The organism is Nitrososphaera sp., from assembly GCF_037447015.1.
GTDB lineage: Archaea > Thermoproteota > Nitrososphaeria > Nitrososphaerales > Nitrososphaeraceae > Nitrososphaera.
Genome location: NZ_JBBIHK010000008.1, coordinates 42,168 through 68,776 on the forward strand (window position 1 = coordinate 42,168; position 26,609 = coordinate 68,776).

31 protein-coding genes and 1 tRNA gene are annotated in these 26,609 nt (G+C 57.2%); 17 read left to right on the plus strand and 15 right to left on the minus strand.

Going from position 1 to position 26,609, the window contains the following annotated elements; genetic code table 11:
* Positions 1-2: 2 nt before the first annotated feature.
* The 4 genes from alaS to WKI84_RS04765 all read right to left on the minus strand — a co-directional run bounded on the left by alaS (position 3) and on the right by WKI84_RS04765 (position 3,695).
* Positions 3-2,768: an alanine--tRNA ligase gene (alaS, locus tag WKI84_RS04750; protein WP_337862380.1), complete on the minus strand. Its 2,766-nt coding sequence runs from the start codon at positions 2,766-2,768 to the stop codon at positions 3-5.
* Positions 2,769-2,889: 121 nt separating this feature from the next.
* Positions 2,890-3,243 carry a thioredoxin gene (trxA, locus tag WKI84_RS04755; protein ID WP_337862381.1) on the minus strand — a complete coding sequence of 118 codons (354 nt, stop codon included), beginning with the start codon at positions 3,241-3,243 and terminating at the stop codon, positions 2,890-2,892.
* Positions 3,244-3,278: 35 nt separating this feature from the next.
* Positions 3,279-3,476, minus strand: a complete 198-nt coding sequence (locus WKI84_RS04760) for a hypothetical protein (RefSeq protein ID WP_337862382.1) — start codon at positions 3,474-3,476, stop codon at positions 3,279-3,281.
* Positions 3,477-3,488: 12 nt separating this feature from the next.
* Positions 3,489-3,695 carry a hypothetical protein gene (locus tag WKI84_RS04765; protein WP_337862383.1) on the minus strand — a complete coding sequence of 69 codons (207 nt, stop codon included), beginning with the start codon at positions 3,693-3,695 and terminating at the stop codon, positions 3,489-3,491.
* A gap of 112 nt (positions 3,696-3,807) precedes the next feature.
* Between WKI84_RS04765 and WKI84_RS04770 the strand changes: the two genes are divergently transcribed.
* A complete protein-coding gene (locus tag WKI84_RS04770; protein ID WP_337862384.1) occupies positions 3,808-4,083 on the plus strand; it encodes a winged helix-turn-helix transcriptional regulator in 276 nt (91 codons plus the stop codon).
* A gap of 5 nt (positions 4,084-4,088) precedes the next feature.
* Here the strand turns inward: WKI84_RS04770 and WKI84_RS04775 are convergent, their stop codons facing one another.
* The 3 genes from WKI84_RS04775 to WKI84_RS04785 form a co-directional block, all read right to left on the minus strand.
* Positions 4,089-4,544, minus strand: coding sequence for an Lrp/AsnC family transcriptional regulator (locus WKI84_RS04775; protein WP_337862385.1), 456 nt, complete (start codon positions 4,542-4,544; stop codon positions 4,089-4,091).
* Positions 4,545-4,791: 247 nt separating this feature from the next.
* Complete coding sequence (locus WKI84_RS04780; protein ID WP_337862386.1) at positions 4,792-5,022, minus strand: hypothetical protein; 231 nt, start codon at positions 5,020-5,022, stop codon at positions 4,792-4,794.
* Between the two features lie 64 nt (positions 5,023-5,086).
* Complete coding sequence (locus WKI84_RS04785) at positions 5,087-5,245, minus strand: hypothetical protein (protein ID WP_337862387.1); 159 nt, start codon at positions 5,243-5,245, stop codon at positions 5,087-5,089.
* A 139-nt stretch (positions 5,246-5,384) separates the two neighbouring features.
* Here WKI84_RS04785 and WKI84_RS04790 point away from each other — a divergent pair, with 139 nt between their 5' ends.
* Positions 5,385-5,891, plus strand: a complete 507-nt coding sequence (locus tag WKI84_RS04790) for a hypothetical protein (RefSeq protein WP_337862388.1) — start codon at positions 5,385-5,387, stop codon at positions 5,889-5,891.
* 511 nt (positions 5,892-6,402) lie between these two features.
* Here WKI84_RS04790 and WKI84_RS04795 read toward each other — a convergent pair.
* A tRNA-Leu gene (locus tag WKI84_RS04795) sits at positions 6,403-6,514 on the minus strand.
* A gap of 62 nt (positions 6,515-6,576) precedes the next feature.
* On the opposite strand from WKI84_RS04795, the gene glmM reads away from it, so the two are divergent.
* The 6 genes from glmM (at position 6,577) to infB (ending at position 11,160) form a co-directional block, all read left to right on the plus strand.
* Positions 6,577-7,983, plus strand: coding sequence for a phosphoglucosamine mutase (gene glmM / locus WKI84_RS04800; protein ID WP_337862389.1), 1,407 nt, complete (start codon positions 6,577-6,579; stop codon positions 7,981-7,983).
* A gap of 76 nt (positions 7,984-8,059) precedes the next feature.
* On the plus strand, positions 8,060-8,443 hold the full coding sequence (gene rpl7ae / locus WKI84_RS04805) for a 50S ribosomal protein L7Ae (protein WP_337862390.1): 384 nt from the start codon (positions 8,060-8,062) through the stop codon (positions 8,441-8,443).
* A 16-nt stretch (positions 8,444-8,459) separates the two neighbouring features.
* Positions 8,460-8,681, plus strand: a complete 222-nt coding sequence (locus WKI84_RS04810; protein ID WP_337862391.1) for a 30S ribosomal protein S28e — start codon at positions 8,460-8,462, stop codon at positions 8,679-8,681.
* A gap of 9 nt (positions 8,682-8,690) precedes the next feature.
* The gene (locus tag WKI84_RS04815; RefSeq protein ID WP_337862392.1) at positions 8,691-8,906 is read left to right on the plus strand and encodes a 50S ribosomal protein L24e; all 216 of its coding nucleotides are present in this window, start codon (positions 8,691-8,693) and stop codon (positions 8,904-8,906) included.
* Positions 8,907-8,953: 47 nt separating this feature from the next.
* Positions 8,954-9,358 (plus strand): nucleoside-diphosphate kinase, encoded by a 405-nt coding sequence (gene ndk, locus WKI84_RS04820; protein WP_337862393.1) that lies wholly within the window; start codon positions 8,954-8,956, stop codon positions 9,356-9,358.
* Between the two features lie 2 nt (positions 9,359-9,360).
* On the plus strand, positions 9,361-11,160 hold the full coding sequence (gene infB / locus WKI84_RS04825) for a translation initiation factor IF-2 (protein ID WP_337862394.1): 1,800 nt from the start codon (positions 9,361-9,363) through the stop codon (positions 11,158-11,160).
* 6 nt (positions 11,161-11,166) lie between these two features.
* Here infB and trxA (WKI84_RS04830) read toward each other — a convergent pair whose 3' ends face one another.
* From trxA (WKI84_RS04830) to WKI84_RS04840, 3 genes are all read right to left on the minus strand, one after another.
* Positions 11,167-11,511 carry a thioredoxin gene (gene trxA, locus WKI84_RS04830; RefSeq protein WP_337862395.1) on the minus strand — a complete coding sequence of 115 codons (345 nt, stop codon included), beginning with the start codon at positions 11,509-11,511 and terminating at the stop codon, positions 11,167-11,169.
* Positions 11,512-11,555: 44 nt separating this feature from the next.
* Entirely contained in the window at positions 11,556-16,493 is a 4,938-nt protein-coding gene (locus WKI84_RS04835) for a S8 family serine peptidase (protein ID WP_337862396.1), read from the minus strand.
* A 130-nt stretch (positions 16,494-16,623) separates the two neighbouring features.
* Positions 16,624-17,106, minus strand: coding sequence for a 50S ribosomal protein L11 (locus tag WKI84_RS04840; protein WP_337862397.1), 483 nt, complete (start codon positions 17,104-17,106; stop codon positions 16,624-16,626).
* Positions 17,107-17,222: 116 nt separating this feature from the next.
* On the opposite strand from WKI84_RS04840, the gene WKI84_RS04845 reads away from it, so the two are divergent.
* The 6 genes from WKI84_RS04845 (at position 17,223) to thsB (ending at position 21,928) form a co-directional block, all read left to right on the plus strand.
* Entirely contained in the window at positions 17,223-18,041 is an 819-nt protein-coding gene (locus WKI84_RS04845; protein ID WP_337862398.1) for a transcriptional regulator, read from the plus strand.
* Between the two features lie 60 nt (positions 18,042-18,101).
* Positions 18,102-18,512: a hypothetical protein gene (locus WKI84_RS04850; protein WP_337862399.1), complete on the plus strand. Its 411-nt coding sequence runs from the start codon at positions 18,102-18,104 to the stop codon at positions 18,510-18,512.
* A 92-nt stretch (positions 18,513-18,604) separates the two neighbouring features.
* Positions 18,605-18,835 (plus strand): Lrp/AsnC ligand binding domain-containing protein, encoded by a 231-nt coding sequence (locus tag WKI84_RS04855; protein ID WP_337862400.1) that lies wholly within the window; start codon positions 18,605-18,607, stop codon positions 18,833-18,835.
* Between the two features lie 73 nt (positions 18,836-18,908).
* On the plus strand, positions 18,909-19,073 hold the full coding sequence (locus WKI84_RS04860) for a hypothetical protein (RefSeq protein WP_337862401.1): 165 nt from the start codon (positions 18,909-18,911) through the stop codon (positions 19,071-19,073).
* 70 nt (positions 19,074-19,143) lie between these two features.
* Positions 19,144-20,154, plus strand: a complete 1,011-nt coding sequence (locus tag WKI84_RS04865) for a rhomboid family intramembrane serine protease (protein WP_337862402.1) — start codon at positions 19,144-19,146, stop codon at positions 20,152-20,154.
* A gap of 118 nt (positions 20,155-20,272) precedes the next feature.
* Complete coding sequence (gene thsB, locus WKI84_RS04870) at positions 20,273-21,928, plus strand: thermosome subunit beta (RefSeq protein WP_337862403.1); 1,656 nt, start codon at positions 20,273-20,275, stop codon at positions 21,926-21,928.
* 26 nt (positions 21,929-21,954) lie between these two features.
* Here thsB and WKI84_RS04875 read toward each other — a convergent pair whose 3' ends face one another.
* The gene (locus WKI84_RS04875) at positions 21,955-22,203 is read right to left on the minus strand and encodes a hypothetical protein (protein WP_337862404.1); all 249 of its coding nucleotides are present in this window, start codon (positions 22,201-22,203) and stop codon (positions 21,955-21,957) included.
* A gap of 41 nt (positions 22,204-22,244) precedes the next feature.
* Here WKI84_RS04875 and WKI84_RS04880 point away from each other — a divergent pair, with 41 nt between their 5' ends.
* Complete coding sequence (locus WKI84_RS04880; RefSeq protein WP_337862405.1) at positions 22,245-22,577, plus strand: hypothetical protein; 333 nt, start codon at positions 22,245-22,247, stop codon at positions 22,575-22,577.
* Here WKI84_RS04880 and WKI84_RS04885 read toward each other — a convergent pair.
* Positions 22,531-23,253 carry a hypothetical protein gene (locus tag WKI84_RS04885; protein WP_337862406.1) on the minus strand — a complete coding sequence of 241 codons (723 nt, stop codon included), beginning with the start codon at positions 23,251-23,253 and terminating at the stop codon, positions 22,531-22,533. The two genes, WKI84_RS04880 and WKI84_RS04885, sit on opposite strands and share 47 nt — an antisense overlap.
* Positions 23,254-23,288: 35 nt before the next feature.
* Here WKI84_RS04885 and WKI84_RS04890 point away from each other — a divergent pair, with 35 nt between their 5' ends.
* Positions 23,289-24,476 (plus strand): aminotransferase class V-fold PLP-dependent enzyme, encoded by a 1,188-nt coding sequence (locus WKI84_RS04890; RefSeq protein ID WP_337862407.1) that lies wholly within the window; start codon positions 23,289-23,291, stop codon positions 24,474-24,476.
* Between the two features lie 31 nt (positions 24,477-24,507).
* On the opposite strand, the gene WKI84_RS04895 is transcribed toward WKI84_RS04890, so the two are convergent.
* Positions 24,508-24,759: an Lrp/AsnC ligand binding domain-containing protein gene (locus WKI84_RS04895; RefSeq protein ID WP_337862408.1), complete on the minus strand. Its 252-nt coding sequence runs from the start codon at positions 24,757-24,759 to the stop codon at positions 24,508-24,510.
* Positions 24,760-24,845: 86 nt separating this feature from the next.
* Between WKI84_RS04895 and WKI84_RS04900 the strand changes: the two genes are divergently transcribed.
* Positions 24,846-25,523: a cyclase family protein gene (locus WKI84_RS04900; RefSeq protein WP_337862409.1), complete on the plus strand. Its 678-nt coding sequence runs from the start codon at positions 24,846-24,848 to the stop codon at positions 25,521-25,523.
* Here WKI84_RS04900 and WKI84_RS04905 read toward each other — a convergent pair.
* A complete protein-coding gene (locus tag WKI84_RS04905) occupies positions 25,520-26,485 on the minus strand; it encodes a radical SAM protein (protein WP_337862410.1) in 966 nt (321 codons plus the stop codon). The genes WKI84_RS04900 and WKI84_RS04905 overlap by 4 nt on opposite strands.
* Between the last annotated feature and the right edge of the window lie 124 nt (positions 26,486-26,609).

The following is a 26,609-nucleotide window of genomic DNA, read 5'->3' on the forward strand; positions in this document are numbered from 1 at the left end:
TATCAGGATCCTGCCTTTGCCCTTGCTTCCTCTTCGGCGAGGAGGAGAGCCTCCTTTATCTTTTCTTTCAGCCTGCCTCCGCCCTGCCCAAAGCGGTCGTCCCCGCCGCCAGAGCCTCCAAGTTTTGCCGATAATTGTTTCGCAAGCGCGCCGGCCCTGACCTTTTTCCTCGCTTTTTCTCCTGAAAATACGATTACCCTCATGCCCTGCCCCTTGGCAACCAGCGCGACGTACACAAGCGACGGGTCGAGCTCTATTGCCTTCTCCCCGATTGCGATGTGGTACTCGTCGTCCAGCTCCTCGTCAAACGTGCTGTACAGCCTTACATCAGACGAAATCGGCCTGGCCTGCTCCGACGCGCCCCTGGCGACGCTTGCGCCGGCCACGCGCAGCATGGTGCGCACCTTTTTCCTGGCCGCCTCGGCCTCGTCCATCGCCTTTGCAAACGACTCGACGACCTTTTCCCTGCTTGAGCCAAGCGCCTGCGCTATAGACGCCAGCTGGCCCTCCTGCGCCTGCACGTGCTTTATCGCGGCGTCGCCGGCAACGAATTCCAGCCTCACCACGCCGTCCTGGATGCGTTCTGACTTGACTATCTTGACCAAGCCGATCTCGCCCGTCCGGCGCACGTGCGTCCCGCCGCACGCCTCGATGTCCCAGCCGGCGATGTTGACGATCCTGACGTTGTTGCTTGGCACCACTCCCCCCTGATATATCCTGAAACTGTATTTCTGCTCGGCCTCGCCCCTGTCGAAAAAGTTGATGTCCACCGGCAGGTTCCTGCGTATCACGTCGTTTGCAGTCTGCTCTATCCTCTGCACCTCCTCCTTTGTAAGCGCCGAGTGGTGCGTGATGTCGAGCCTGCCGTAATCCTCCTCCTTGAACGCCGAGTTCTGCCACACCCACGAGCCCAGGTTGTTGCGCGACGACGAGTTGAGCACGTGCGTCGCCGTGTGGTGCCGGGTTATCAGGTCGCGCCTGCGGCCGTCCACTCTCCCCTTTACGACCTGCCCGTCCACAAGGGGCTTCTCAGAGGGCTCTACCCTGTGCACGACGACGTCTGCCTGCTTGATCACTTCGGCCACCCGGACGCCGGAGAGCTCGCCGGTGTCGGGCTCCTGCCCTCCCCCTCGCGGGTAAAAGGCCGTCTGGTCCAAGACGACATACTTGTTGTTTATCACCTTGAGCACCTTGGCCTCGAACTCGCGTATGCTCTCGTCCTGGTAGTAGAGCAGCCTGGTCGGCGGCAGCCCCTCTGCCTCGCGCAGGGGCCGGGCCTGCGCGCCCGCTGCCCCAGAGCTGGCCGCCGCCACGTTTGCGTGCAGCTCTGCAAGCCGGGTGTAAAACGTAGAGGGCACGCTTTCGATGACCCCCTGCTCGACGAGATAGTCCGGCGTTATGCCGTCAGACTCGTACAGGCGGATGAGGTCTTCGACTGCAAGTGCACCCTTTTTCGACTTGAGCGAGGCAGCGGTGGCGTCCATGCGCTCCCTCGATCCTACGTGACGGGCCGATTCCAGTTTCAATATCGTCCTTACGTCCTCCCTGTGCTCTTCAAGCTCTGGGTACATCTGGCGCAAATAGTCGATGTGCATGTCTGCAATGTCTTCCAGTTTCACGTTGCGCCAGCCCATGCGCTCCAGGACTGACAGTGCCCTGCGCAGTATGACCCGCAGGTTGTAGCCCCCGCCAACGTTTGACGGGAGCGCGCCGTCAGATATTGCAAACACGAGCGTCCTGACGTGGTCTGCCACAGTGTACACGGCCTCGTGAGGGGCCACGAGCCTCGCAAGGCTGTCATAGTCCATGCCCATCTGCCTTGCAATGACGGCCTTTAGCTCCCTGACGTTGCCGCCCGTGGCCTCTAGTTTCGACGAGACAGAGCCGAAATACTTTGCCAGCAGCTCCGAGTTTTTGCTGCTGTTGTTGTTATTGTTGCCCGTCATTGAGAACATCTTTTCAGTCACGGGCCCAAAGCAGCAGTCATAGCTTGTGGGCGTCCCCATCGTCACCCACGAAAAGCGTTCCAGGCCGGCGCCCATGTCTATTATCTTGTTTGGCATGGTGCGGTAGCTGCTCTCGTTGCCCTCAAACTCGGTAAAGACGGCGTTCCCAAGCTCCAGCCCCCTGACGAAATATTCAAGCGAGTAGCCAAACGCGCCTGCGCCCATCCACACGTCTTCCACAAACGTTATTTCCTCTGGCCTGATGCCAAGCCCCTGCGTCAGCATGCCATAGTCGAGCTCGATGCATCTGTCCTTCCAGTAGCCGCCCGGCGCGTCGGCGTTGCACGTCTGGCCCACCATGCAAAAGCCCGTGTAATGCCGTCCGGACAGGCCGACGTTTTCAATGTCGTTAAAGCGCAGGCACATCTGCGGCACGACGAGAGGGTTTGCGGGCAGCTCAAACACGATCTGGTTGCCCACCACCCTCTGGAAATCGACGATTGAAGCTATCGTGAAATAGAGGTCGTCCCGCCAGCGGCACACCACTGGGTAGCGCCTCACTATCTCGTGGCCGTTCTGCGAGAAATATTTCTCCGTCTCCTTCCAGGCGTCCACATAGTCGAGGCGCTTGTTGGTAGGCGGCCTGCCTATGAACCCGTAATCCTCGTGGTCGGGGCAGGACTGCCTGTCGGCAAGCGACCAGAAATGCTTGCCGCATACGCCGCATTTCTGCCTCTTGAACCCGAGCCGGTCGAACAGCTGCACCCGGTAGTACCGGTCGGGGTCCGACGAGAACATGGCGGCTAGCTCTTTCTTGCCCATTTTGCTGGCTACTCTCCCGTAATCGTCACCGATACGGTATTAATGCTTTCGTAGAACGACACGGCCAAGAGGGAAAAGATAGGCGGCAGAGGAGGAGGCGGAGGAGGAGGAAGAATGAGGGTCAGGCTTTTGCCAGCGAGCTCTCGATGAACTTGATGTACGCCTCTTTGGGCATCGCGCCTATCGTGCGTGCGATCTCTTTGCCGCCCTTGAAGAGCAAAAGCGACGGGATCGACTGGATGCCGTACCTCATCGCTATCTCCTGGTTCTCGTCCACGTTTACCTTGACCACCTTGACCCTGCCGGCCATCAGCTTGCCTATCTGCTCCACGGCGGGGCCGACCATCCTGCACGGGCCGCACCACTCGGCCCAGAAATCGACAAAGACAGGGAGGTCCGACTTGAGCACTTCCGAGTCCCAGGACTTGGTCGTGACGTGCGCCACCGGGGCGCTGTTAGTAGCGGTATTTTCCATAAAGACCCTTGGAATAAACGGTATTTGAACCCTCGTCAGCTGCCAGAGCCGGTGCCGCCAAAGCCGATGGTGATGAACTCGGATATCAGCTTGATTACAAAGGCTATGCCGCCGACTGCGCCGAGGCCGAGGGCCACCAACCGCAGGTGCTGGGTATAGTCCTCCCTGCTGGTCTTTTTGGCGAGCCTGAGCGTCTGGATTATCTCGCCTATCTTGCGCTCTACAAGCGACATGAGCAGGCACCACTAGACTCCATGCGCTATATAAAACATGGGTTTGCGGTGGCATGCGTCCTTGTGGCCCGACAGGGCCGCGGCGAGCTCTTCCTTCCTCCTGCCCCCGGCAGACAACACCTGGGCGGCAAGAGCGACGCACAGCACGCAGGGCGTGCCAGTCCATACCTGGCCGTCGCGGCTTTCCCTCCCGTCTTTGGCAGCTGTCATCGTTGTCATCTGGTTATACCATCACCAAGGAACCTGAATACAAGTTTTTACGGTAAAGAGATAAAGTTTTCTATAACCGCCTGCCGAAAAGTCATTTTTATCATAACGTCAAGCAATAAGCGTGAACCCGCGCAAGAGGTCGATGATCTATATGCTGGCGCAGTCGTACGCCATAGAAATCCTTGGCGCGCTGGCGAAAAAACCCATGCGCTTTACGGACCTCGAGGATTATGGCCCTAACGAAAGGACGCGCTCGCAGCGCCTCAAAGAGCTCGAGGGCAGGGGCCTTGTAACCACCACCACCCTAAAGATAGGCAGGAGGCCGTTTGTGCATTACACGCTGACAGACAGGGGAAGGGTAGTGCTTGAAAAAGTGCGCGAGCTGTCAGAGCTCTAGGGCACCTATTTCGTGGTGTAGACCGGCTCTTTTTCAGTGCGCTGCATCTCTACAAACGTCTCTGTGTTCTGTATGCCCTCTATCTTGCCCACCCGCTCTATCACGACGTTGTGCAGCTCTTCAAGGGTGTGGGCGTTGACGGTCACTATCATGTCGAACCTGCCCGTCACCTCGGAGACCGACCGCACTTCGGGGATTTTCAAGAGCTCTGCATGTATGGGCTCCTTCAGCTTGGGGTCGCGGTTTATGCCCACCGTGGCCTTGACGTTGATGCCAAGCATGCCCTCGTTGACAATGACCGTGAATTTTTTTACCAGGTTGCGCTTTGTCAGTCGCTTTATCCGGCTGTAAAGCACAGAAGCGTTAATGTTGAGCTTTTTGCTCAGGCGCGGCACAGAGATGCTGGCGTCCCGGGTAAGCTCGGAAAGAATTCTCATGTCAAGCTCGTCGAACTTGTGCATATCCCCCTAACCTTCCATGCCTGTGTTAATAAATGTAATTCTCCAATAATTGTTATTCCAAAAAAATGATTACTTGCGCATACGTGCGCATTTCCTGAAAAACTTGGTCAGACCGTGCGGCAGAAAAAAGCGCGGGAGGTGGTGGAGGGGGAGAGGAGGGCATGGACCGCGACATGCATGATGCCGTCGCCTCCGCCACTATCAAGCGGCGCACGCACTACGTGTGTGTGCACATTTTTGCGGTACGCTACTGAATCTTGAAGTTTTGCAGCTCGTTGTACGGTATTGAAAGCCACACTTCTGCCCCGTCGAACCCTTCCACGTACGATTTTGGCAGCTTGTATTCCCTGCTTGCTCCTTTCAGGATGGTTATCGTCTCCGCGTCGTCGGAGATGATGGTGCCTACGTCTACTCTGTCTTTGGACCTCACGTTCTTGTGCATGACCCGCTCCCAGTGCAGTATTGCCGGTTCGGACATGTCAACCTGTACATTACTTGAAGAAATATTTAAGCAAGCTTGCATGATTGCAAATCTTCCAATATCAATGGCGCAAAGTTACAAGATTTTTTATCCCTATGTAAAGATCATTCAATTCATCTCTGGCAAGGCCCATGCCCTTTATCTCGTCCACATTGACGCCAAGCCCTGCCAGCCGTCGGTAGATTTCGGCCTCTGAGAGCTTTTTGCTGCTTGTTGTCAAGGGTAAGGGTGCTGTTTCCAGATATATTGGGATTCTGGTTACGCTGTACTGCGATACAGGAGAATAATTGCACGCAGGAAGCGCCGTTTGAAAAAACACAGCAAGTAATATATAATTTGCATGAGTTCAAGTTGCCTGAATGTTGTTTGGCAGGGGCGGGATCAAGCCGGGCGAGTTTGTGTTCGTGGTGCAAAAGGACGGCGACTATAACAGGGTCACGATAGGCAGGATACAGGCCGTCAAGGGCAGCAAAGTCCATGTGGCAGGCACCCAGATAAGGCCCTCCGGCCTCATCGAGCGCGTGAGCGCCGGCAAGGCAGGCGACCGCTCAAAGCAGGTGCTGGCAAGCCCGGACCCGAACAACTGCGTCTTTATGCTGATTGACAGGGTGGAGACTTTTCCGTTCAACGGCGAAGTCGACCAGTCGCTGGACAGGGTGATCTGGATAAACGAGAACCGCTACCTGGTACTGGACGGCTGGATAAAGGAGAACCTGCCCGAGATATTTGCCGCCGCGCTGACCTCGCCGACCGAGGAGGGGAGGGAGCAGGCAAAGGCCGCCCTCCGGGAGAAGATGAGCTCGCTTTACGAGCGCGACCTGAAAGACCACGTGTACGCCGTGGCAAGGAGCGCCAAGCTCCTCTAGAGAGCTGGAGCGTACACTGGTAATTCTTCGTCGGATCACTAGCGATATTACGAGGGAAAATGTGGCAAATCAGCCGCAGAGTTAACAGTGTACTGGAGCGGACGCTGTTAAGTTGGCGGCTGATTTCACATTTTCTCCTTCGTAAAATCGCTAGCGACCAGCCGCGAATTTAACAGCATTCTGGAGCGGGCACTGTAGCGTTGTCGTCGGGTGGCTTTTTCATCTTATATTTCCTTAACCGACGCAAACTATACGGCGCCCTAAAGCAGGTTCAGTCAGATATTAGGAATGCGAGTGGGGCCCTGTCAAGCTGGCGGCTGAGGGTAACTTTTCGCCCCAACAATGACCCATCCGCCGCATATTTGACAGCACCTCTGCATGAATGTGTTGCAGTGTTATTGTGTTTCCGGCGGCATCGTCATAAAAGAACTAACATCTACAACTACGCTTGTATTTGTAGTGCACTGGAAACGCGCGCGCATGCACACACACACATACCACGGTAGTAAAATGGTGCGGGGGGTGGGATTCGAACCCACGAATCCCTGAGGAACGAGGTTGCAGGACCCTTTGTCTAGATCTTTCTAAGCCTCGCGCCGTTGACCGGGCTTGGCGACCCCCGCCCGCACGCGAAAGGCAGCGGGTGGCAGCCAAATTTATCTATTGTCAGTACAGTTGCAATGGCGTGCAAGGATCATCACCATTACCATCACCATCAACACCGACTTCGAGGCCGAGGCTCTTTGGCACCAACGGCGTGCGCGGCGTGTGGGGCCAGACCCTCACAGCCGACCTGGTAATAGACCTGACATATTCGCTTGCCACTCACTACGGCAAGGGGCCATTGGTAGTCGGGTACGACGGGCGCAAGTCGAGCCCCGCAGTGTCCAGGCTGGTGCGCTCCGCCCTCAATTCAGCCGGCCTCGACGTGGCAGACGCCGGCCTCGTCCCGACGCCCTGCCTGCAATATGCTGCCAAAAGGCTGGGCTACAGCGGCGGGATAATGGTGACTGCGTCGCACAACCCGCCCGAGTACAACGGCATCAAGCCTGCCGCGGCAGACGGGGTCGAGCTTGCACGGGAAGACGAGCTAAAGGTCGAAGACATTTACTATTCCAGAAAATTCGCCATGATAGACGGCCACGGCCGCCAGTACGCCGACGAGAACGTGATCCCGTCATACATGGATAAAGTGCTCTCGCTCGTCGACGCAGACAGGATACGCCAAAGGAGGTTCACAGTCGCGATGGACACGGGCAACGGCGCGCAGGCAGTCTGCGCCCCGCTGATAGCGCAGAGGCTAGGCTGCAAAGTCATCGTTGTCAACGGCCAGATAGACGGCGACTTTCCCGGCCGGGGTTCAGAGCCTACGCCGGACAACCTGGGCGTCCTGGCAGAGACTGTGAGGTCGGGCAGGGCCGACTTTGGGGTCGCGTTCGACGGCGACGGCGACAGGAGCATCTTTTGCGACGACAGGGGCAACATGTACTGGGGCGACAAGACCGGCTCGCTCCTGGTGCGCCACCTGCTGGCTGCGCGCCACGCAGGCGCCCAGATAGTGTGCCCCGTGAACACGTCGATGGTCCTTTCAATGGTCGCGCAGGAATCAGGATTGCAGGTAATTCATACAAAAGTCGGGAGCGTCGAAGTGTCCAGGGAGATGGTCAGGCGCAGAGCTCCTCTGGGGCTGGAGGAGAACGGCGGGTTCATGTACGGGCCGCTGAACGAGGTCAGGGACGGCTCGATGACCACCGCGCTGGTGCTTGACATGCTCTCCTCGCCGGCCGGCGGCGAGTCGTTCTCCGCCCTTGCAGAGAAACTGCCAAAAACATATCAGCACAAGGGCAAGTTCTCCTGCGCTTCTCGGGAAGTCGTCGAGCGCGTGGTTCAAGCCTGCATCGAGCACGGCACGCCCAAAAAGATAGAGACGATGGACGGCGCCAAGATATGGATAGACGACGAGACGTGGCTGATGGTCCGGCCCTCTGGAACGGAGCCGCTGATACGCATGTACGCCGAGTCGACGGACAAGTCGCTGCTCGACTCGAAGGTGGACGAATACTCGCGGCTGGTGCGCTCGAAGATGTCCTAAGAGCGCCTCAACAAACGTTTTTAATACGCCTCCTAATGTATGCAGTCGGATGATCCCATAGGGTGATACAAGAAGAATGAGCAAACCATATTACGTAAAATTTGAAGCTTCTAAGGATCTCGTCAACGCAGTGTACGAGGCAGTGAGGGTGGCAAAGCAGAGCGGCAAGGTCCGCAAGGGCACGAACGAGACGACCAAGGCGATCGAGCGCGGCATATCCAAGCTGGTCGTGATCGCAGAGGACGTCGAGCCGCCAGAGGTTGTTGCGCACCTTCCGATACTGTGCGAGGAGAGGAACGCGGCGTACATTTTCGTCCCGAGCAAGCAGCAGCTGGGCGTTTCGCTCGGCATCGACGTCGGCTCGGCCGCTGCCACGATTGTTGAAGCCGGCGAGGCTCAGCACATCGTCGAGCAGGTCGTGACATCGATAGCAAGCCTGAAGGCCGCCAAGAAGGAATGACACGGGGTAGTTCCAGATGAGCAGCAGCAAGGCAGCCGAAGAGAAAGTAGTCCCCGCCGAGGTCATCCAGATCGTCGGCAGGACCGGCATCGCTGGCGAGGTCATCCAGGTGCGCGTCAAGGTGCTCGAAGGCAAGGACAGGGGCAGGATCCTCACCCGCAACGTAAAAGGGGCGGTAAGGATGAAGGACATTCTGATGCTGAGGGAAACCGAGCGCGAGGCTCGCAAGATCAGGTGATAATGGTAAATGAGCAAGACATCCACATCGCTTCGCAACTGCTTCTTCTGCGGCAGGCACATCCCGACCGGCGAGGGCATCATGCTGGTCAAAAACGACGGCCAGATCCAGTGGACGTGCTCCAGCAAGTGCAAAAAGAACCTGCGGGTGCTAAAGCGCGACCCTAGGAAACTGAAATGGACTGCCAGGTACGTCAAGGGCGGCCTGCGCACCACCAAAAAGTAATTTTATTATTATTGCAATAGCAGAGAGGGGCAGAGTGGACAACAAAAATGGCAGTCGAACAAACGCTGATAGTGGTCAAGCCTGACGGGTTCCGGCGGAACCTGACCGGCAAGATCCTTGCGAGGTTTGAAGAAAAGGGATTTCAGATAAAGAACCTGAGATACTATAACTTTACAAAGGAAAAGGCGCAAGAGTTTTACTCTGTCCACAAGGACAAGCCGTTCTTTGGCGAGCTGGTCTCGTTCATCTCGTCCGGACCTGTCGTGGCGTGCATACTGGAAGGCAACAACGCGGTCGCAACCACGAGGTTGATGATAGGCTCGACCAAGAGCTTTGAGGCGGCGCCGGGCACGATAAGGGGCGACTTTGGGCTGGGCTTTACTGACAACATCATACACGCCTCCGATTCCCCTGAAAGCTTCATAAAAGAGTCGCGAGTCATTTTCGGCTGACCGTGGTACTAGCTCTCCGGCAGCCTGTGGTGGTCGTCCTTGGCCACGTGGACTCGGGCAAGACTTCGCTACTGGACAAGATACGCGGGACCGCCGTCCAAGCCCGCGAGGTGGGGGGCATCACGCAGCACATTGGCGCCAGCTTTTTTCCAATCGAGACGATAAAAGAGGTCACCGGTCCTTTGTTTGCCAAGCTTGCCAAGTCCGAGACTCCCATCCCTGGCCTCTTGGTGATAGACACACCGGGGCACGAGGTGTTTGCCAACCTGCGCGCACGCGGCGGGTCGGCAGCAGACATTGCCATAGTGGTCGCAGACGTGAACAAGGGCTTTGAGGCCCAGACTATAGAGAGCATCGAGATACTCAAAAAGCGCAAAGTGCCGTTTGTGGTCGCGCTCAACAAGGTCGACATGGTGACAGGCTGGCGCCCGCACTCTCGCTTTATCACCGAGGAGGTGAAAAAGCAGGACGCCGGCGTCCAGAACATGCTTGACGAGAAACTCTACACAGTGGTCGGGTCGCTTTCTCGCATGGGGTTCCCGTCTGAGGCGTTCTGGCGCGTCAAGGACTTTACAAAGGAGGTCGCAATAGTGCCGGTGAGCGCAAGGACTGGCACCGGCATCCCTGAACTTTTGGCAGTGCTGGTCGGCCTCACGCAGCAGTACATGGCAAAGAGGCTTGAGCGTCACGAAGGGGCTGCGCGGGGAATAGTGCTGGAGATAAACGAGGAGCCGGGGCTCGGGCCTTCTGCAAACGTCATCCTGCTCGACGGCACGCTCAGGCAGGGCGACACCATCATCGTGGCAAAGAGGGACAGCGCAGTAGCCACGCGCGTCAAGGCGCTCCTGCTGCCAAAGCCCCTCGATGAGATGCGCGACCCGAGAGACAAGTTCAAGCCGGTCAGCGAGGTCACCGCGGCGGCCGGCCTAAAGATAACATCGCCCGACCTTGAAGGTGTGCTTGCGGGGAGCCCTCTCTATGTCTTTGAAAAGCAAAAGGGCGACGAGGAGCGCAGGCGGCTGGAATCGCTGGTGGAAGCGGAGGTCAAGAGCGCGATTGTCAGCAGCACCGAGACCACCGGCGTCATCCTGAAATGCGACACGATAGGCTCGCTTGAGGCGATAATCGACCTGCTGAAAAAAGAGGGCGTGCCGATAAGGACGGCCGACATCGGCAACATAACGAGGCGGGACGTCGTCGAGGCCGCGGCAGTCAAGGAGACCGACCGCTACCGGGGGGTCGTGCTCGGCTTTAGCGTCAAGGTCCTTGAAGACGCGCAAAAGGAGGCACAGGACAGGAACGTCAAGATATTCAACGAGCAGATCATCTACAATCTGGTGCGGAGCTACGTGGACTGGGTCGCGTACCAGAAGGAGCATGAAGAGTCGATACTCTTCAACGAGCTGCCGCCGGTGTGCAAGTTCCAGTTCATGAAGGGCTTTGTGTTCCGCAGGAACGACCCTGCCGTTTTCGGAGCCGAGATACAGGTGGGCAGGCTGAGGCAGAAGGTGCAGGTGGTCAACGAGGAGGGCAGAAAGGTGGGCACCGTGCACCAGATACAGGAAAGCGGCAAGTCAATGGAGGAGGCCACGACAGGCATGCAGGTGGCAGTCTCGATCAAAGAGCCCACGATAGGGAGACAGATAAACGAGGGCGACGTCTTTTACACCGATCTTAACAGCCGCCAGGCCAAGCAGCTGCTGGAAAGGTTCAGCCACAGGCTCAACGAGAAGGAAAAAGAGGTGCTGGACTTTCTGGTGGCCCTTAAAAGAAAGGAAGACCCTGCGTTTGGGTACCTCTGATGGGCGCTACTGGTATTTCTGCAGCAGGCCCTCGAGGCCCTTTTCTCCGACCGCGCCGACCGCCCTGTCGACAGGCTTGCCGTTCATGAATATGATGAACGTCGGGATCGCGTAGACGTCATAGCGCATCGCGACGCCCTGGTTGTCGTCTACGTTGAGCCTGCCAAACGTCACCTTGTCACCGTACTTTTTGGCCAGCTTGTCAAATATCGGCAGCATGAACTGGCACGGGCCGCACCATGTCGCCCAAAAGTCTACGAGGACCGGCTTGCTCCCGTTCACGACCGTGTCAAAGTTGTTTTCTGCAAGCTCCATCAGGTTAGGGTTTGAGGCGTGCTGCTTGTCGCTCATCTGCTGAAATTTTGTATGGCCTGCTATTTAATATTGCTGTGCCCCTAGCCGCGCCTCGACGCGACTATTCTTGCGATGATAAAGCCAGCGCCGACGCCTCCTGCGACCCCGAGCAGGGCCACCATGACTATGACTGGCCTGACGTTTGCGACCATGAATTTCGCGCTGGCAGTCGACTCGTTGCCAGCTGGGTCTGCGACGGTCAGGGTGGCCTCGTGCTCTCCGTCCGGCAGGAAAGTGGTGTCAAGCACATAGCTGTCAATGCCCGTGACGTCTGCGACGGTGTTGCCCACCCTCAGCACCGCGCTCTTGACGCCGCTTCCGTCCTGCGCGCCGATTGCAATTTTCGTCGTGCCGCTCACCTCGCCTGCGATACCAAGGGTGGCGGCAGGCGCAGCGTTGTCCACGACCAGGTCCCACCTCTTGGTGATGCCGTTTCCAGGCACGTCGCGCATGGTGATCAGGAGCTTGTACTGGCCGTCTGCAAGGCCGGTCGAGTTGATCACCCCTCCTGTTGCTACTGATGGTGATGACGCTGATGATGATGCGGCGCTGGCCGCCGGCTGCCGCGCGCTCTTGATTATGGGCACCTCGAGTCCGGGGATTCTGGCTTTGACTTCGGACACGCCGTTTGCGTCAGTAGCATTCCACGCAAGGATATCTCTGCTGGAAACATAGATCTTGCTATTGCCGCCCTCCTGAGGAAGGGTGCTGTTGCCTATTGCAAGGACGACAGACGGCGGGGTCCTGTCCACGATAAAGGCGGATTCAAGCGACGACGAGTGGCCCACGGTGTCGGACGACTCGATGATGATGGTGTGCCGGCCCTCTGTGAGACCCTTGCCGTCTATTATGACCACACCTGCATTTCTGCCTCTCGTCGTGTCAGGCGGCGGCAATTGCTGGATGATGCCGTCTATGGAATAAGAAACCCCTGCGGCGTTTTCGTCGTCCACCTTGACAGGCACCCTTGACACGCCTGTCACAAACTCTGGCACGCTTGCCAATATCCTGGGCGGCTCTGAATCTGGCAGCAGGGTGGAGAACTTGGCCTCTACTATCACGGACTCGTACAGGCTCTCCCCGTGGAACAGGGTATTGTGCATAAGCACTGAGTAGATGCCCGTGCCGTTTATCGGGACGGACAGTACTGTGGAATTGGCGCCGTTGTTCTGTCCAAAGTAAAAGGCGCCGCCCTCGCTCACGGACGAGGTGCCCAGCCAGTCGTTGCTTGCCCACCCTGCAAACTCTTGGAACACGCCGGCCGGGACGCTTGAGGCGACCATCCTGCCGTCGGGCCCGTACGCCATCGCGTTTATCGAAGTCGAGTTGTGGGGCCACGAGACCTTTAGGTTCATGGACGTTATCGTGGGATCCTTGACGCTGAAATAGTACGACCGCCAGTCGCCGGCAGAGTAGCGCGACGTCATGTCAGACAGGCCGCCGACGTAGCCGTTTGGCCGCAGGCCAAGCGCCGTTTCTATCTCCTCCGGGCCGTGCCTTCCTCCTACTGCCGCAGCAGCAATACCGCTGCCGCCTGCCGGGGGAGAGATTACCACCGGCACGTCCTTTGGGACGGGCCTGGTCGTGACTACATAGCTAACCGGCATCACCATCTCTCTGTCTCTGTTGCCTTCTCTGCTCCTTGCGACGATCTCCCCGTAATACACGCCTGACAGGGCGTCGTCACTGACGTTTACGGTGGCGCTGACCCCGGCGCTGCCGCCTGCCGGCACGGAAACAAACGCCTTGTCTCCTCCAATCAGAGTGCCTTCGATCTCGACGTCTGGGTTTGGCATCCTCTTGTACAGCTCCACTGTGAGCGTATAGTTCATGGAAGTGGAGTTGATGTGGCGGTCGCCGCGCCAGAACGAGAACACGCTTGGGACGGGGTAGACGCCGATGAGGGGAGTGCCCTTGAACTTGGACACCGGTTCGCCCACCCTCACCTCCTGCGTGGTGCCCCACGAGCCACCCCTGTTGATGAGCGTGGTCTCTTTAAACTCGACCTTGCCGTCGCCGTCAGCGTCGCGCCAGTCATAGGCGTAGACGGACGCTATGCGCAGGTGGTCTGCAAAGAGCTCTGTCGAGTTCAAAAAGCTGTTGAACGGAAAGTTGACGCGGGCTACCATCAGGTCTGCGCCAGGGGGGATTTTCCCACCCGCCACCTTGGTCAGGTTGTAATAGTTGGGCGCATATCCAAATTGCTTTTCTTTGTGCGTCGGGTCGACCACGAACAGCTTGGTCGTGTTGCTCACTTCGTACCGCGCCACCAGCTTTTCTATCGTGCTGGACAATTCTACGTTAATGTCCTTCTCTTTTGACGGGTTCTCTATCACGAGCCTGGTCGACGACGAGCCGCCCTGCTCTATGTAGCCGGCAAACCAGCGCGAATCCTTTAGAGAAGCATGCCCTGCCAGCAGCGATGGGTATGCTGTTGGTGATGTCGTCGACGCCGTCGTTGCCGCCGGCAGCAAGGACAGCAGCGACGACAGCCTTTCGCCCTCTATTATCCCAAGGGTGCTGTTGTACGCATACAGCGCCGGAGCCATGACGGACAGCACGTTCTCTGCCGTGCTCGTTGTGTGCATGGAAAACCTGCCTGTCTTGCCCCGCGCAAGCTCGACTGCGGCAAGCGCGTCTACTCTGCCTGCACCCTGCACGAACGGGTCGTTCTTCAGGTCCTTGGCCGAAGCCATCAGTATGCGCTTTACTTCAAACGGATCTGCCGGCTTACCACCTGCGCCCTCCTTTAGCTCCTGCGCGACAAGCGCCGCTGCGCCTGCGACCATCGGCGCGGCCATGCTCGTCCCTCCAAAGAGCGAGAACGCCCCGTCGTTGTTGGCGTCGTTCTTTTTCGCCTCCAGGTTCTTGGCAGTCACTGCAGTCGGGGTAAAGCCGTACGACCCTACTGCCATGATGTCTGGCTTGGGGTCTCCAATGAGGCCCGGCCCCCTGCTGGAAAACTCGGCCACATCGTCAAACGCAGCGGCGGAGGAGCCAAATCGGGTGATGTTGGCAAAGGGGCCGTACTGCAGGTGCACGTTGTTTGTGGTGGCGCCGACAGAGATCGAAAACGGTGACACGTTGGGCGTCGCGACGCTCCCGTACCCGACGCCGTTGTTGCCTGCGCTGTCGACCATCACGGTGCCCGGATAGCCGTCTGCCAAAAGGCCCGGCACCACCAGAAGCGACGAAAAAACGCTGAGCAGGTCAAAGCCGGGGCCGTATTTCAGCAGCGGAAAGTTGGAGATGCCCCAGCTGTTGCTGATGATGTCTGCCTTGTGCTCGCCTGTGTAGCGCCATTTGCCGTCATTGTTATTATCATTGTAGTCGGGCTCAAAGCCGGAAGCGTACAGCCAGCCGTAAAGCGCGTCGCCGGCCCACAGCGCCTTGACCGGGATTATCTTGGCGTCCGGCGCCATCCCTGCCAGCCTGTACTTTGTCGAGTTGCTGTAAATGTCGTACTTGGCTTCTCCCTTTGACGCCACGGTTGCCGCCGTGCTCGTGCCGTGCCCCTGAAAGTCAAACATCACGCCGACGTATTCGCCCGCCGGGTCCATCGGCTCAAGCAGCCTCGCCGATATCGCCCCTGCGTATCCCATCCCGCTACTGCTGTCCGCGTCGCCGGCCTGCACGACGCGTGTCTTGTTGTCTATTACGCGCCAGATGTCAAGCACGCGCGCCCCTGCCGTGCCTGCGGAAAAGTCGGCAAAGCCGTCCCTGTTGTAGTCGTAGGTCAAAAACTCGTTGCCGCCGCCTATCTTGAACGGCGTCTCGTCGGTATAGTCGAACGTCAGCTTGGGAGGTATCAGGTGGTTGGTGCCCGGATATGCACCGGCTATCGCTATCGTAAACGAGTACCAGGCGTAGGACATGTCTGCGACTATAGTGTCATAGGCGCCCGGCTTTTCCGAATCGACCACCAGGACAGGCACCAGGACAAGCGTCAAGGTGCCAAACTGTACGCTTACCTGGAGCTGGACTCCCATCCTGTACACGCCCGACTTGGACCGTATGTAGTCCGTCGCACTGTTGCCTATCTTCCAGTCCACGGTTGCCGTCCCGTCGAGAACCGGCGGGCCAAAGTATGGGTAGAGCGTGTTGTATACTGGCACCTTGCCCTGCGACGTTTTCAGGTAGACGCCGGTTGCGTTGACGTATACATACGAGGTGGCGTTGTGCGGCAGCGGCCCGCCTTGCAGTACCGATGACGACGAATAGTTCATTATCCTGCCGGAGGACTGGTCGATGTTGGCAATGTATTTCGCCCTTGTGAGCACGATGCCGTGCCCGTCTGCGTCAAGCATTATCGGGACGCCGTTCCTGTCCCTTGCGACTGCGTGACGCATGTCGTCGTTTGAAAAGTCCGTGCCAGTGTCGACTATGGCGATTGTCACGTTCCTGCCTGTGATGCCATAGTCTGCACGCACCCTGTCGGCACCGATGATAGACGCCCCGGAGAGCCGCCCCGGCTTGATGGGCTCGGTATAGTTTGCCAGTATGCTGGAGAGCTTGGAGTCAAACGTAAGGGGCATGTCTGCCGCGTAGGAAAAGCCTGTGCCCGGAGGGAGCGGGTTCTTTGACATTGCGACTCCCAGAAAGCCGCCTGATGGAGAGGAGCCAAGCCCCACGAGGTGGACATTACTGCCAGCTGTAGCTATTGCGCCCGGGTTGCCCGGCCCGAACACCAGTGTCCTCCTCGGGCTGCCATTGTATTGTGCCAGCCCGCTGCCGAGGTCGATGGCGCCAAAGTCTGACTTGATGGCGTCCCTGGGCACAGCATATCCGAATATGCTGACCGCGTCAGGCCCTGCCGCGGAAAGAGAATGTGTCGAAGGTGGCAGTACCAGAGATGTCAGCGGCCGGGATTCTGCGGCGCCTGACATTATGTCAACGATCTTCTGCTTGTTGCTACCTGCTGCAGCTGCGGCAGAAAGCGAGTATGCCGGCGCTACCAGCATCGAGCCAACAAGTGCCACGGCGAGCATAACCGGCAATATACGAATCAAACAGTGCGAGCTACGTGAACGTAGTTCTAGGTTATTATTATTTCCATTTGAAAAGCAAAGAGAAGAAGAAAAGGAGGAAAAGAAAAACAGCTATACGCTGCTACTTTAGGAGGTCGTCGTACTTGCCTGCGTCAATGTCTGCGTACGACTCTTTCGCCGGCTTGCCCTCGACCTTGACGCCCATGCTGACGCAGGAGCCGATGACTTCCTTGGCGGCCCCCTTGATGTCCTTGGCGTACGAGCCGTCGATCTTCATCTTGGCTATTTTGGCCGCGCTTGCCATCGACAGGTCGCCTGCATAGTCCTTGCCGGCGGTGCCAGAGCCCTTTGGTATCCCTGCCTCCTTGGCCACGAGCGCTGCAGTCGGCGGGATGCCAACCTCTATGGTGAACTTTTTGGTCTCAGAGTCTACTTCGACCTTGACTGGCACCTTCATGCCGGGGAAATCCTTGGTCTTTTCGTTAATAGTATTGACCACCTGCAGGACATTGACGCCCATCGGGCCCAATGCCGGACCGAGTGGCGGGCCTGCGTTAGCCTCTCCGCCGCTTACCAGCGCGGATATAGACTTTTTATCGCCCATTACGGCATGCGTGTGCCACCATCCAAATTATAATCTTTCCTGTCCTCTTCCCTCTCACGCACCCCTTGACAGATTTTTAAAGACGTGCATGGTATGGTCTGTGGTCATCATATAACATGTCGTCGTCAGCAGAACAGCCAGCAGAAGGCGTCGGCTCGCTCTTTTTTGAGCTTGCAGGCGACCTGCGCCTGTCGATGCTTGCCCGGCTGAACGAGAAGGACTACCGCCTGTCGCAGCTGGCGTCAGAGCTTGACGCGACCATGCAGGAGGCGCACAGGAACATGACGCGCCTGATAGAGTCCGGCCTCGTGTCAAAGGGCAGGGAGGGCGAGCTCGTGCTCACCGCATACGGCAAGACCGTTGTGTCGCTCGTTCCAAGCTATGACTTTTTGTACAAAAACCGCGAGTTTTTCGCCGACCACAGCCTCGGCGACCTGCCCGTGAAATTCGTGCAGCGCATAGGCGCTTTCCGGGGCTGCGAGATGGTGCACGGCGTGATGGCAATCCTGCAGAGGTGGAAGAACCTCTACGGCGAGTCGCAGCAGTTCATCAAGGAGATAATGGCCCAGGTCCCGCTCGACCTCATAGAGACGGTGAGCGAGAGGGTGGACAAGGGCGTGAAATTTTCATACATATTTGCCAGCAACGCGGTCGTCCCAAAGGGGAGGACGCAGCTCTTGCAAAAGGTCGGGTGGCGCAACTTTATCAACAAGGGCATGGTAGAGCGCAGGATGCTGCCGGACGTCCGGGTGATGACGATATTTAACGAAAAGCAGGGCTGCGTCATGTTCCCAAACCAAAAGGGCGAGCCCGATCTGAACGTTATGTTTTACGGCGAGACGCCCGAGTTTCTGGAATGGTGCTCAGACTTTTTCGACCACCAGTGGCGCCTTGCGGGCCCGTTTGACGAGGGCAAGCTAAAGCGCGAAGTGTAGGTAAAAAAGAAGAGCAAAGATAGCCATTAAAGCGCTGCCGCAGAATATACACACACAGCTGTGGCAAGAGAAACAACAACGACTGCAGCGGCAAAAAGGAAAACCTCTTCCCCTTCCAGCCTGCTTGCCGGCACGACGGCGACAAAGAAGACCATCAAGGTCGATTTCCTTCTGCCGCAAAAGACCAAGGACGGCCGCCCCGTGGACCTGCGCCAGATAAGGGCCGTCATAGAGAATATGGCGGTACAGGAAGGCGGCGCGACTACGATCAAGGCCCCTGTCGAAGGGCTCTGGGCAAGGGGAGGTGAAGGTCTGGAAAAAGAAGAGCTTGTCAGCTTTTTCACGGTCATCGACATAACCGGCAGGGAAGGCTCCATAGGCAAAAGGTTGAAGGCGATAAAGGGTGAGCTTGAAAGGCGGTTCGACCAGGACGAGATCTTTATCCTGGTCTCCCGGGTGCAGATGATATGAAGAGAAGAGGAGAAAAAAGGGTATGTGGTGGCTAGCGGAAAGAATGAGAACAAGGTGCATCTTTTTATACGCCAGAGCACCCTCCACAATACATGCCAAAAGCCTTTGTTTTGATGAACGCCGAACTTGGAAGTGAGGACTCGCTCGTCAGCGAGCTGAGAAAGATGGACGGCGTCAAGGAGGTCTACCAGGTATACGGCGTCTATGACATTGTGGCAATGGTGGAGGCAGACACAATGGAAAAGGTCAAGGAGGCAGTCACGTGGAAGCTGCGCAAGCTCTCCGGGGTAAAGTCGACGCTCACCATGATAGTCATGGAATGACTCTTTTTTGCAGCCTCTTGGCATCGCAGGTCGATCGCAACTTTAATCTGCCAGTGTCCACCATCGTTCCCCGTTGGGCCTTTTCGGGAGGAAGGAAAAGACTGAGGACGGCAAGATCAAGTGCGAATACTGCGACATGAAGTTTGACGACAAGGAACGAATGAAGCGCCACGTGAAAAAGGCGCACAGCGAAAAGGGCGGCGACATGCCCAACATGAACCCTTTTGGCCTTGGCTAAAAAGACTTTAATCTAATAGCATTGTGGGAAAAGTGGGCAGGCAAAAGAAAGGGGTAAGATATAGCATAACATGTTCCCAATACACGACGACACGGAGCGCATCCACGGCAGACCGTGGCTGAACTATACGCTTATCGCGGTCAACGTCGCCGTGTTCATCTGGGAGGTCATTGCCACCTCGTTCTTTACCGACGAGCGTGCAGTCGCCGAGATATTCCTTACCTACGGCACCGTCCCTGACAGGCTTTTCTCGGACTTTCCAGCAAGCGGCTTTAACATCATAACGTCGATGTTCATGCACGGCGGCATCGCCCACATCATAGGCAACATGGTCTTCCTCTGGGTGTTTGGAGACAACATAGAGGACAAGTTCGGCCGGGTGAAATACATCCTTATCTACTTTGGCTGGGGCGCCGCTGCCGCGCTATTGCACAGCGCATTTGCGGTCTCTTCTGGAGAAGGCGCCGTCCCTGCGGTCGGGGCGTCAGGCGCCATATCCGGGATACTTGGCGCCTACATGGTCATGTTCCCCCGCGCCAAGGTCTACACGATCATCCTGGCGTTTTTCATATACACGGTCAGGATACCCGTCCTTGTCTACATACCGTTCTGGTTTGCGCTGCAGCTCATCTTTGGGCTGATAGGCCAGCTCACGCCGTTTGGCGACTCGAGCGTGGCCTACCTGGCGCACGTCGGCGGGTTCATAGCAGGCGCCGTGACCGGAGTCGTCGGCCGCACGGTCCTCCTGCCGAAAATAGCCGCGCTTGCAGGCAAGGGGACTGCGTACAGGCCGCCCGTGAAAAAAGTCAGGCCCAAGATAGAAGACGTCGTAAGCGAGTCGCCGCCCGAGGTCATCGAAGGGCCCGACTATTACGAGGTGATCGCAGAGATGCGGGGGGTTGCCGACGCGGCCGACATCAGCGCCTCGTACGAGCCAGAAGGCAGGCGGGTCCGGATAATTGCAAGGGGCTCACGCCGGTACGAGATGACTGCGAGGCTGCCAGACGGGCCCGCCAGGCCGCCTGTCGTGCAGTACATCCAGTACCTGAACGGCATTGCGAGGATACGACTGTCCAAGTAAGCGCAAAAGCCGCATATAGCGCGCAGCAGGCAACCGCGCTGCAAGAAGAACGAGAGCAAGCTTAAAATGTAGCAGAAAGATGCAATAATTTCACCCGTTTTAGGGTGGAATATGAAATATGTCAATACAACAAGCATCTGCCGGTGGAATGCCGGTCTTGATACTGAAGGAAGGGGCGTCGCAGACAAAAGGTCGCGACGCGCAAAAGAATAACATCACGGCTGCAAAGCTGATCGCAGAGATAGTCCGGACGTCGCTTGGCCCCCGTGGCATGGACAAGATGCTCGTCGATACTCTGGGTGACGTCACAATCACAAACGACGGCGCCACCATTCTGAAGGAGATCGACGTGCAGCATCCGGCGGCAAAGATGATGGTAGAGATAAGCAAGGCCACCGATAATGAGGTGGGAGACGGCACAACATCTGTCGTGGTCTTGGCTGGAGCTCTCATAGAGAAGGCCGAGGAGCTCATCAACAAGGATGTCCACCCGACGATCATAGTAGACGGCTACAGAAAGAGCGCCGCCAAGACCATCGAGGTACTCAACAACATCGCGCAAAAGATAGAGGGTAACGAGAAGGACGAGCTTGTCCGCATAGCGAGGACTTCGATGCAGACCAAGATAGTCTCGAGGGAAGCAGAGGGCCTGGCTCAGATAGTGGTCAGCGCCGCTCTTGCGGTCGCCGAAAAGACCGACAGCGGCTTTAAGATGGACGTAGACGACATCAAGGTCGAGAAAAAGGCAGGCGGCTCCATCAGCGACACCAAGCTGATCAAAGGCATAGTGCTTGACAAGGAGGTGGTGCATGGTGGCATGCCCAAGCGCATAGAGAAGGCCAAGATCGCCCTTGTCAATTCGGCGCTTGAAATTGAAAAGACCGAGTTTGACGCCAAGATAAACATCAGCTCGCCGGACCAGATGAAGATGTTCCTCGAAGAAGAAAACCGCATGCTCAAATCGATGGTCGACAAGATAACGTCAAGCGGCGCAAACGTGGTCGTGTGCCAGAAGGGCATCGACGACATTGCGCAGCACTACCTGGCCAAGGCAGGCGTGCTTGCAGTGCGCAGGGTAAAGGAGAGCGACATGACCAAGATGTCCCGTGCTACAGGTGCCAGGATTGTCAACAACCTGGACGACCTTACGTCAAAGGATCTGGGCTCTGCCGAGCTTGTGGAAGAAAGAAAAGTAGAGACTGACAAGTGGGTGTTCATTGAAGGATGCAAGCATCCAAAATCCGTGACCATTCTCATCCGCGGAGGCTCGCAGCGCGTGGTCGACGAGGCCGATAGGTCCGTCCACGACGCGCTCATGGTGTCCAAAGACGTGCTTGAAAAGCCGGCCATAGTGGCAGGCGGCGGGGCGCCAGAGGCATACGCAGCCGCGCGGCTGCGGGAATGGGCGACCGGCCTTCAGGGCCGCGAGCAGCTTGCCGCTGAAAAGTTTGCAGAGGCCCTCGAAGTGATCCCGCTTGCGCTTGCAGAAAACGCCGGCATGGATCCGATAGACACGCTCACGGAGCTGCGGGCCAAGCAGAGCAAAGGGTCAAAGTGGACGGGCGTGGATGCAAGGAACGCCAAGGTCGCCGACATGTCCAAGCTGGACGTGGTGGAGCCGCTGGCAGTCAAGGAGCAGATAATCAAGTCTGCCACAGAGGCGGCGTCCATGATCCTGAGGATCGACGACGTGATCGCCTCAAGCAAGTCAGGCGGCGCCCCGGCCATGCCACCAGGCGGCGGAATGGGTGGTATGGGCGGCATGGAAATGTGAGTGTCTTTCCTAGCCCACTCGCTCACTCACACGCTTTCTTTTTCTTTTTTCATTTCAGCTCTGATTACCTCTTTTACCCATTCGCCCGCCTGCTGTTCCTGCGTCATATCTGACAGCCTGCGAAGGTAATCTTGCCAGGAAATGTTGTCGCCGCTGCCGTACGCCCTGACCCACACACTGTAATGCTCCTGAAGCCGGCCAAGCGCCTGCTCGTGGTGCCTGCAGTATTTCTTTTTCTCTGGCGCGTCGCGGCCGCAGGCTGCGCACTTGCTCATGCAAGGTTTTTATTTATCGCCCCAAGTTAAATAACCTTGCAATGTCAATGTTCGCTGGCGCATCCAAGGTCGCCATGATCGTGGCAGGCGGCTATCTGGTAGTGTTCTTTGCGCTGGCGTCCGGCGTCGTCAACGCCTCGATAGAGGGCGCAGGCGCGCAGCAGTTCATACTGCCATACAGGAGCATACAGACCCTAGGCGAGACCGTGGCGATCACGTTCATACTCTTCATAGGGCTCGCCGGCGCCATCCTGCTGCACAGGTCAGGCAAGGTGTTTACGCCCAAGTCGCAGCAGGCATACCTTGCGGCCGGCTTTAGCGTCGTCGCTATTGCGCTATTCCTTGGTTACCTGCTTGTCGGGCTAAAGCTCTGACAGGGTAGGAAAGAACCGTCCCCTCCGGGATGTTCTCGTGCGCCAGAATCCTGAGAACAAGCTCGTTTCCGACTAGGTCTACCTTTGACCTCGTGGCGCTCTTTTGCTGGAGCAACCGCCTGCTCGCCGGCGACTGTTTCCACCCGCCCTCCTTGCGGTAGCGCAGCATGCTCGTGGCGACCACAGGCACGTCTTCTGAGGAAGCCCGTCTCACAAGCAGCATCAGGAGCACGGAAAGCAGGTGATTGAGGCTCCCGCCGGCCGCTCGCTCCCTGCGGCCATCGCTACTGCTGTACAGGCCGTAATACATGGTGTAAAAGCTGTTTATCGAGTCGACGATAACAAGCGAGTACTGCTGTTGTTGCCGCTGGATGCCTGCAAGGACCCTGTTGAACATTGAAAGGAACCTGCCCTCTGTCGGCAGGTATATGTCAACTGCCGCGTCATCCTCTTTGCCGCCATTAATAAGCCCCGCCTTGAAATACGCCGAAAACATGGTATCAAGGTCGATGTAGGCTGCCATCATCCTTTTCTCTGAACTTGGCGAAGATGATGATGACGGCAGGGCAAGCTCTGCCATGTAGCACAGCTTGGCATACGGGTCGGTAAAGAGCACCGTGTTGAGTCCCTTTGTGCTCAACACCGCCCGGGGATCATCAGGGTTATAGGAGCCCAATGCCAATTTATTGCACACACAAGTTGGATATAACGATGACACCAAACGCCATTGATTTTGACGTGCGCCGGGACTTTGCGCTCACCAAGAAGGTGACGTACATGAACAATGGCGCAACTGCCCCGACGCCGCTTGCGGTGGTAAAGGCAGTCACCGACTATATGGTCAAGTGCGCAGAGGAGGGGCCGGACTCGTCGCCTGTTTCCGAATACACGACGTCGTTGCTTGCGGAACTTCGCAGGCGCGTGGCCCACCTGATAAACTGCGAGCCTGAAGAAGTGGTGCTGACGCAGAGCACCACCGACGGCATCAACATGGTGGCAAACGGCATTGCGTGGAAAAAAGGTGACTCGGTTGTGGTGAGGGGAGGGAGCCACGAGCACTATGCAGACTATTTCCCGTGGCTGCGGCTGTCGCGTGACAGGGGCGTGGTGCTGAGCGAGCTTGCAATAGACGCAAGCGGCTTTTTCGATCTGGCAGACCTCGAAAAGGCTACAAAAGGCAGCAGGCTGGTTGCAATGAGCCATGCGCTCTACAACACCGGCGCGATAATGCCGCTTGAAGAAGCCGGCAAGATTGCACGGGAGAACGGCGCCCTGTTCTGCGTCGATGCCGCGCAGAGCGCCGGCACCATAAGGGTGGACGTGAAGAGGATAGGCTGCCACTTTATGGCGTTCCCTGGCTTCAAGTGGCTTTGCGGCCCGACCGGCATCGGAATCCTGTATTGCAGCAGAGAGGCGTCTGAAATGCTGACTCCGCAGTCTATAGGCGGCGAGTCGGCCATCCTGTCCGGGGAAAGGGGAGAAAAGGTTCTGGCATACATGGACATGCCGCACCGCCTGCAGGCAGGCTTTCGCAATTATCCCGGCGCGGCCGGGCTTGAAGCGGCCCTGCGCTATGTCCTGCGGATAGGGATAGACAACATCCGCGCCCAGAACACCAAGGTTGCAAACGCGTTGAGGCAGGAGCTGGAGAGCAAGACAGCAGCTGTGACAGAGTTTTACGGCCCGGAGGATGGGACAAAGAGAACTTCGATCGTATCCTTTGCGGCAAAAGACCCTGCGTATGTCGTCAGAAAGCTGGAGGAAAACGGTGTCGTGCTCGCAGAGCGGGACGTGGGTGGAGGCAAAAAGGCGGTAAGGGCATCGCCCCACTTTTTCAACACAGAGGAAGAAGCCGCAAGGGTGGCCGCGCTTGCCAGGCCGCTGCTGGCACCATCATAACGATAAAGCCTGCCCCTCCCCACCCAGATTCTTACTTTTTCTTCTCGCCCTGCCCCTCTATCACTATCATGGTAAGGGTGGAGCGCACCTTGTCTATCTTTCTCACGTGCCAGGTGATGGTCTCCCTGAGCCTGTCCATCGTATCGGACCGTATCTTGGCGACGATGTCATAGACGCCGTACACGCCGCTTACCTCGACCGTCTCGGGCAGCTTTTTCAGCTCGCTGATGATATCCTCTTCTGAGCCCAGGTCGCAGTTGATAAGGACGTATGCTGTAGGCATGGCAGGGTTAGTATGGCTGCAAGTGTTATTAAACAAATCGCAGCTCTCCGCCGCCCTTTTATCCTACACAGAGCAAATGGCAGGTTATGAGGAAAAGCGGAAGGATAACGGCAGCGGCAACAACAACAATCATAGATTTGACAATGACCGTGTCTGCTTCGATCAAGGTATTTCCGAGTTCGCCGCAGCCGTTGTTCAGGCCGGCCTCAACCTTTGACGCACACGGCTATGAATCAGAGACCGTGGACATGAGCACGCACACAGGGACGCACATGGACACCCCTTCCCATTTTGCTTGCGGCAAGGCTCCTATCGACAGAATAGACGCCTCGCGGTTTGTGGCAAGGGCCCGGCTGGCGAGGTTGAAGAAAAAGGCCGGCGAGACAATAAGCGCAGCCGAAATCGGCCGCGTGGAAGAGGGCGACACGATAATCATTGCGACAGGGTGGGAGAAACATTACGAGGAGGACGACTACATGACCTGCAACCCCGGCCTTTCGCGGGAGGCTGCAGAGTACCTTGCAAGGAAAAGGGTGAACGCGGTGGGGATAGACGGCCCAAGCATCGACCCCGGCCACGACGCAGGGTTTACTGCGCACAATGTGCTTCTGCCTGCCGGCGTGCTGGTGATAGAGAATCTGTGCAACCTCGACAAAATAAAAAATGACACGACGAGGTTCACTCTTGTGGCTACGCCGCTAAAGCTTGCCGGGGCGTCTGGCTCGCCCATACGGGCGCTTGCCATCCTCTCGGATCGCCGTTAGTTGCCCGTTATGCCCTGCGCCACGAGGATAGAGTAACAGCCGAGCCCGCACTCTTCGCATATCGGCTTTTGCGCCTTTGGATCTGCACTTCCGATGCAGCACGGCTGCTTTATCCTGCCCATGTGGTCAAACGACAGGATGGCCCACGACGGGCAGTCGACCGGCGTGGTTCCAACTCCGCCCCAGTTGCCCTTCATCAGAGAGATCTGCTTGACGCTGTTTATCACATAGCCGGGGTATTTCTTCCTGAGCGCGATTATCTTGTCCACAACCTCGCTCCTCTTTTCGCCAAACGGCATAAAGAGCGGGTCGCCCTTGGCAAAAGGCGTGTGGAACTGGAACCCTATCTTGTTCACCTTGCCCCTCCACTCCTCGGCTAAGTCCTCTACAGTGTGGTAGTTCTGCGAGTTTATCGTCATCGTTATCCATATGTCCTTCCAGGCGGGCTTGCCGCGCCTTGGGGGCCCGGCGGCATAGTCGAGTATGTTCTTTTTTGTCTTTGCATACGAGCCCTTGCCGCGTATCCTGTCATGGGTCTCCTCGGTACCGTCCATCGAGACCCAGTAAAAGTAGAGGTTCTCAAACCTCTTCAGGGGGAAGGTGGCGTTTGTGACGATGCAGACCCTGTGGGGCATCTCCTGACAAAAGGTCTCTATCACGTCCGGGCGCAGGGTCGGCTCGCCCCCGACCAGAGTGACTACGAACAGGTGCTGCTTGTTTATTTTTTCGCGGATTATCTTACGCCAGTCCTCTGCCGACAGGTCTTCGCCTTCCTTGCGGTTGAGCCACCAGTAGCAGTGGGTGCAGTGCAGGTTGCATATGTTGTTGACGTCAACCGAAGCGTACATGGGCTGCTTGCTCTTGAATAGCCTGTACGCGATTATCTTTTTGAAGATGCTGAGGTAAAATGGCATTTCGCGTGCAAGGTCTGTTACGCCCCTGCCATAGATGACATCAACCATTGTTATGTGTTTATGAAGCGAGAGACACAATTAAAGGTGCTGCTGGCATTGCCCTGTGCACGTAATGCGGAGCGCAGTCGCCGGAAGATGCTTGCGCAACAATCCAACGTGACAGTCGTGTTAA

Excerpts from the sequence above, each read along its gene's own strand:
- WKI84_RS04760 (WP_337862382.1), bottom strand. The coding sequence starts at position 3,476 with ATGTCGCTTGTAGAGCGCAAGATAGGCGAGATAATCCAGACGCTCAGG.
- trxA (WP_337862381.1), bottom strand. The coding sequence starts at position 3,243 with ATGGAAAATACCGCTACTAACAGCGCCCCGGTGGCGCACGTCACGACC.
- WKI84_RS04840 (WP_337862397.1), bottom strand. The coding sequence starts at position 17,106 with ATGGGCGATAAAAAGTCTATATCCGCGCTGGTAAGCGGCGGAGAGGCT.
- WKI84_RS04875 (WP_337862404.1), bottom strand. The coding sequence starts at position 22,203 with ATGAGCAAGTGCGCAGCCTGCGGCCGCGACGCGCCAGAGAAAAAGAAA.
- rpl7ae (WP_337862390.1), top strand. The coding sequence starts at position 8,060 with ATGAGCAAACCATATTACGTAAAATTTGAAGCTTCTAAGGATCTCGTC.
- WKI84_RS04890 (WP_337862407.1), top strand. The coding sequence starts at position 23,289 with ATGACACCAAACGCCATTGATTTTGACGTGCGCCGGGACTTTGCGCTC.
- WKI84_RS04880 (WP_337862405.1), top strand. The coding sequence starts at position 22,245 with ATGTCAATGTTCGCTGGCGCATCCAAGGTCGCCATGATCGTGGCAGGC.
- WKI84_RS04905 (WP_337862410.1), bottom strand. The coding sequence starts at position 26,485 with ATGGTTGATGTCATCTATGGCAGGGGCGTAACAGACCTTGCACGCGAA.
- WKI84_RS04845 (WP_337862398.1), top strand. The coding sequence starts at position 17,223 with ATGTCGTCGTCAGCAGAACAGCCAGCAGAAGGCGTCGGCTCGCTCTTT.
- WKI84_RS04900 (WP_337862409.1), top strand. The coding sequence starts at position 24,846 with ATGAGGAAAAGCGGAAGGATAACGGCAGCGGCAACAACAACAATCATA.
- WKI84_RS04790 (WP_337862388.1), top strand. The coding sequence starts at position 5,385 with ATGTTGTTTGGCAGGGGCGGGATCAAGCCGGGCGAGTTTGTGTTCGTG.
- alaS (WP_337862380.1), bottom strand. The coding sequence starts at position 2,768 with ATGGGCAAGAAAGAGCTAGCCGCCATGTTCTCGTCGGACCCCGACCGG.
- WKI84_RS04855 (WP_337862400.1), top strand. The coding sequence starts at position 18,605 with ATGCCAAAAGCCTTTGTTTTGATGAACGCCGAACTTGGAAGTGAGGAC.
- WKI84_RS04765 (WP_337862383.1), bottom strand. The coding sequence starts at position 3,695 with ATGACAACGATGACAGCTGCCAAAGACGGGAGGGAAAGCCGCGACGGC.
- WKI84_RS04775 (WP_337862385.1), bottom strand. The coding sequence starts at position 4,544 with ATGCACAAGTTCGACGAGCTTGACATGAGAATTCTTTCCGAGCTTACC.
- trxA (WP_337862395.1), bottom strand. The coding sequence starts at position 11,511 with ATGAGCGACAAGCAGCACGCCTCAAACCCTAACCTGATGGAGCTTGCA.
- WKI84_RS04895 (WP_337862408.1), bottom strand. The coding sequence starts at position 24,759 with ATGCCTACAGCATACGTCCTTATCAACTGCGACCTGGGCTCAGAAGAG.
- WKI84_RS04780 (WP_337862386.1), bottom strand. The coding sequence starts at position 5,022 with ATGTCCGAACCGGCAATACTGCACTGGGAGCGGGTCATGCACAAGAAC.
- thsB (WP_337862403.1), top strand. The coding sequence starts at position 20,273 with ATGTCAATACAACAAGCATCTGCCGGTGGAATGCCGGTCTTGATACTG.
- WKI84_RS04865 (WP_337862402.1), top strand. The coding sequence starts at position 19,144 with ATGTTCCCAATACACGACGACACGGAGCGCATCCACGGCAGACCGTGG.
- WKI84_RS04815 (WP_337862392.1), top strand. The coding sequence starts at position 8,691 with ATGAGCAAGACATCCACATCGCTTCGCAACTGCTTCTTCTGCGGCAGG.
- ndk (WP_337862393.1), top strand. The coding sequence starts at position 8,954 with ATGGCAGTCGAACAAACGCTGATAGTGGTCAAGCCTGACGGGTTCCGG.
- WKI84_RS04810 (WP_337862391.1), top strand. The coding sequence starts at position 8,460 with ATGAGCAGCAGCAAGGCAGCCGAAGAGAAAGTAGTCCCCGCCGAGGTC.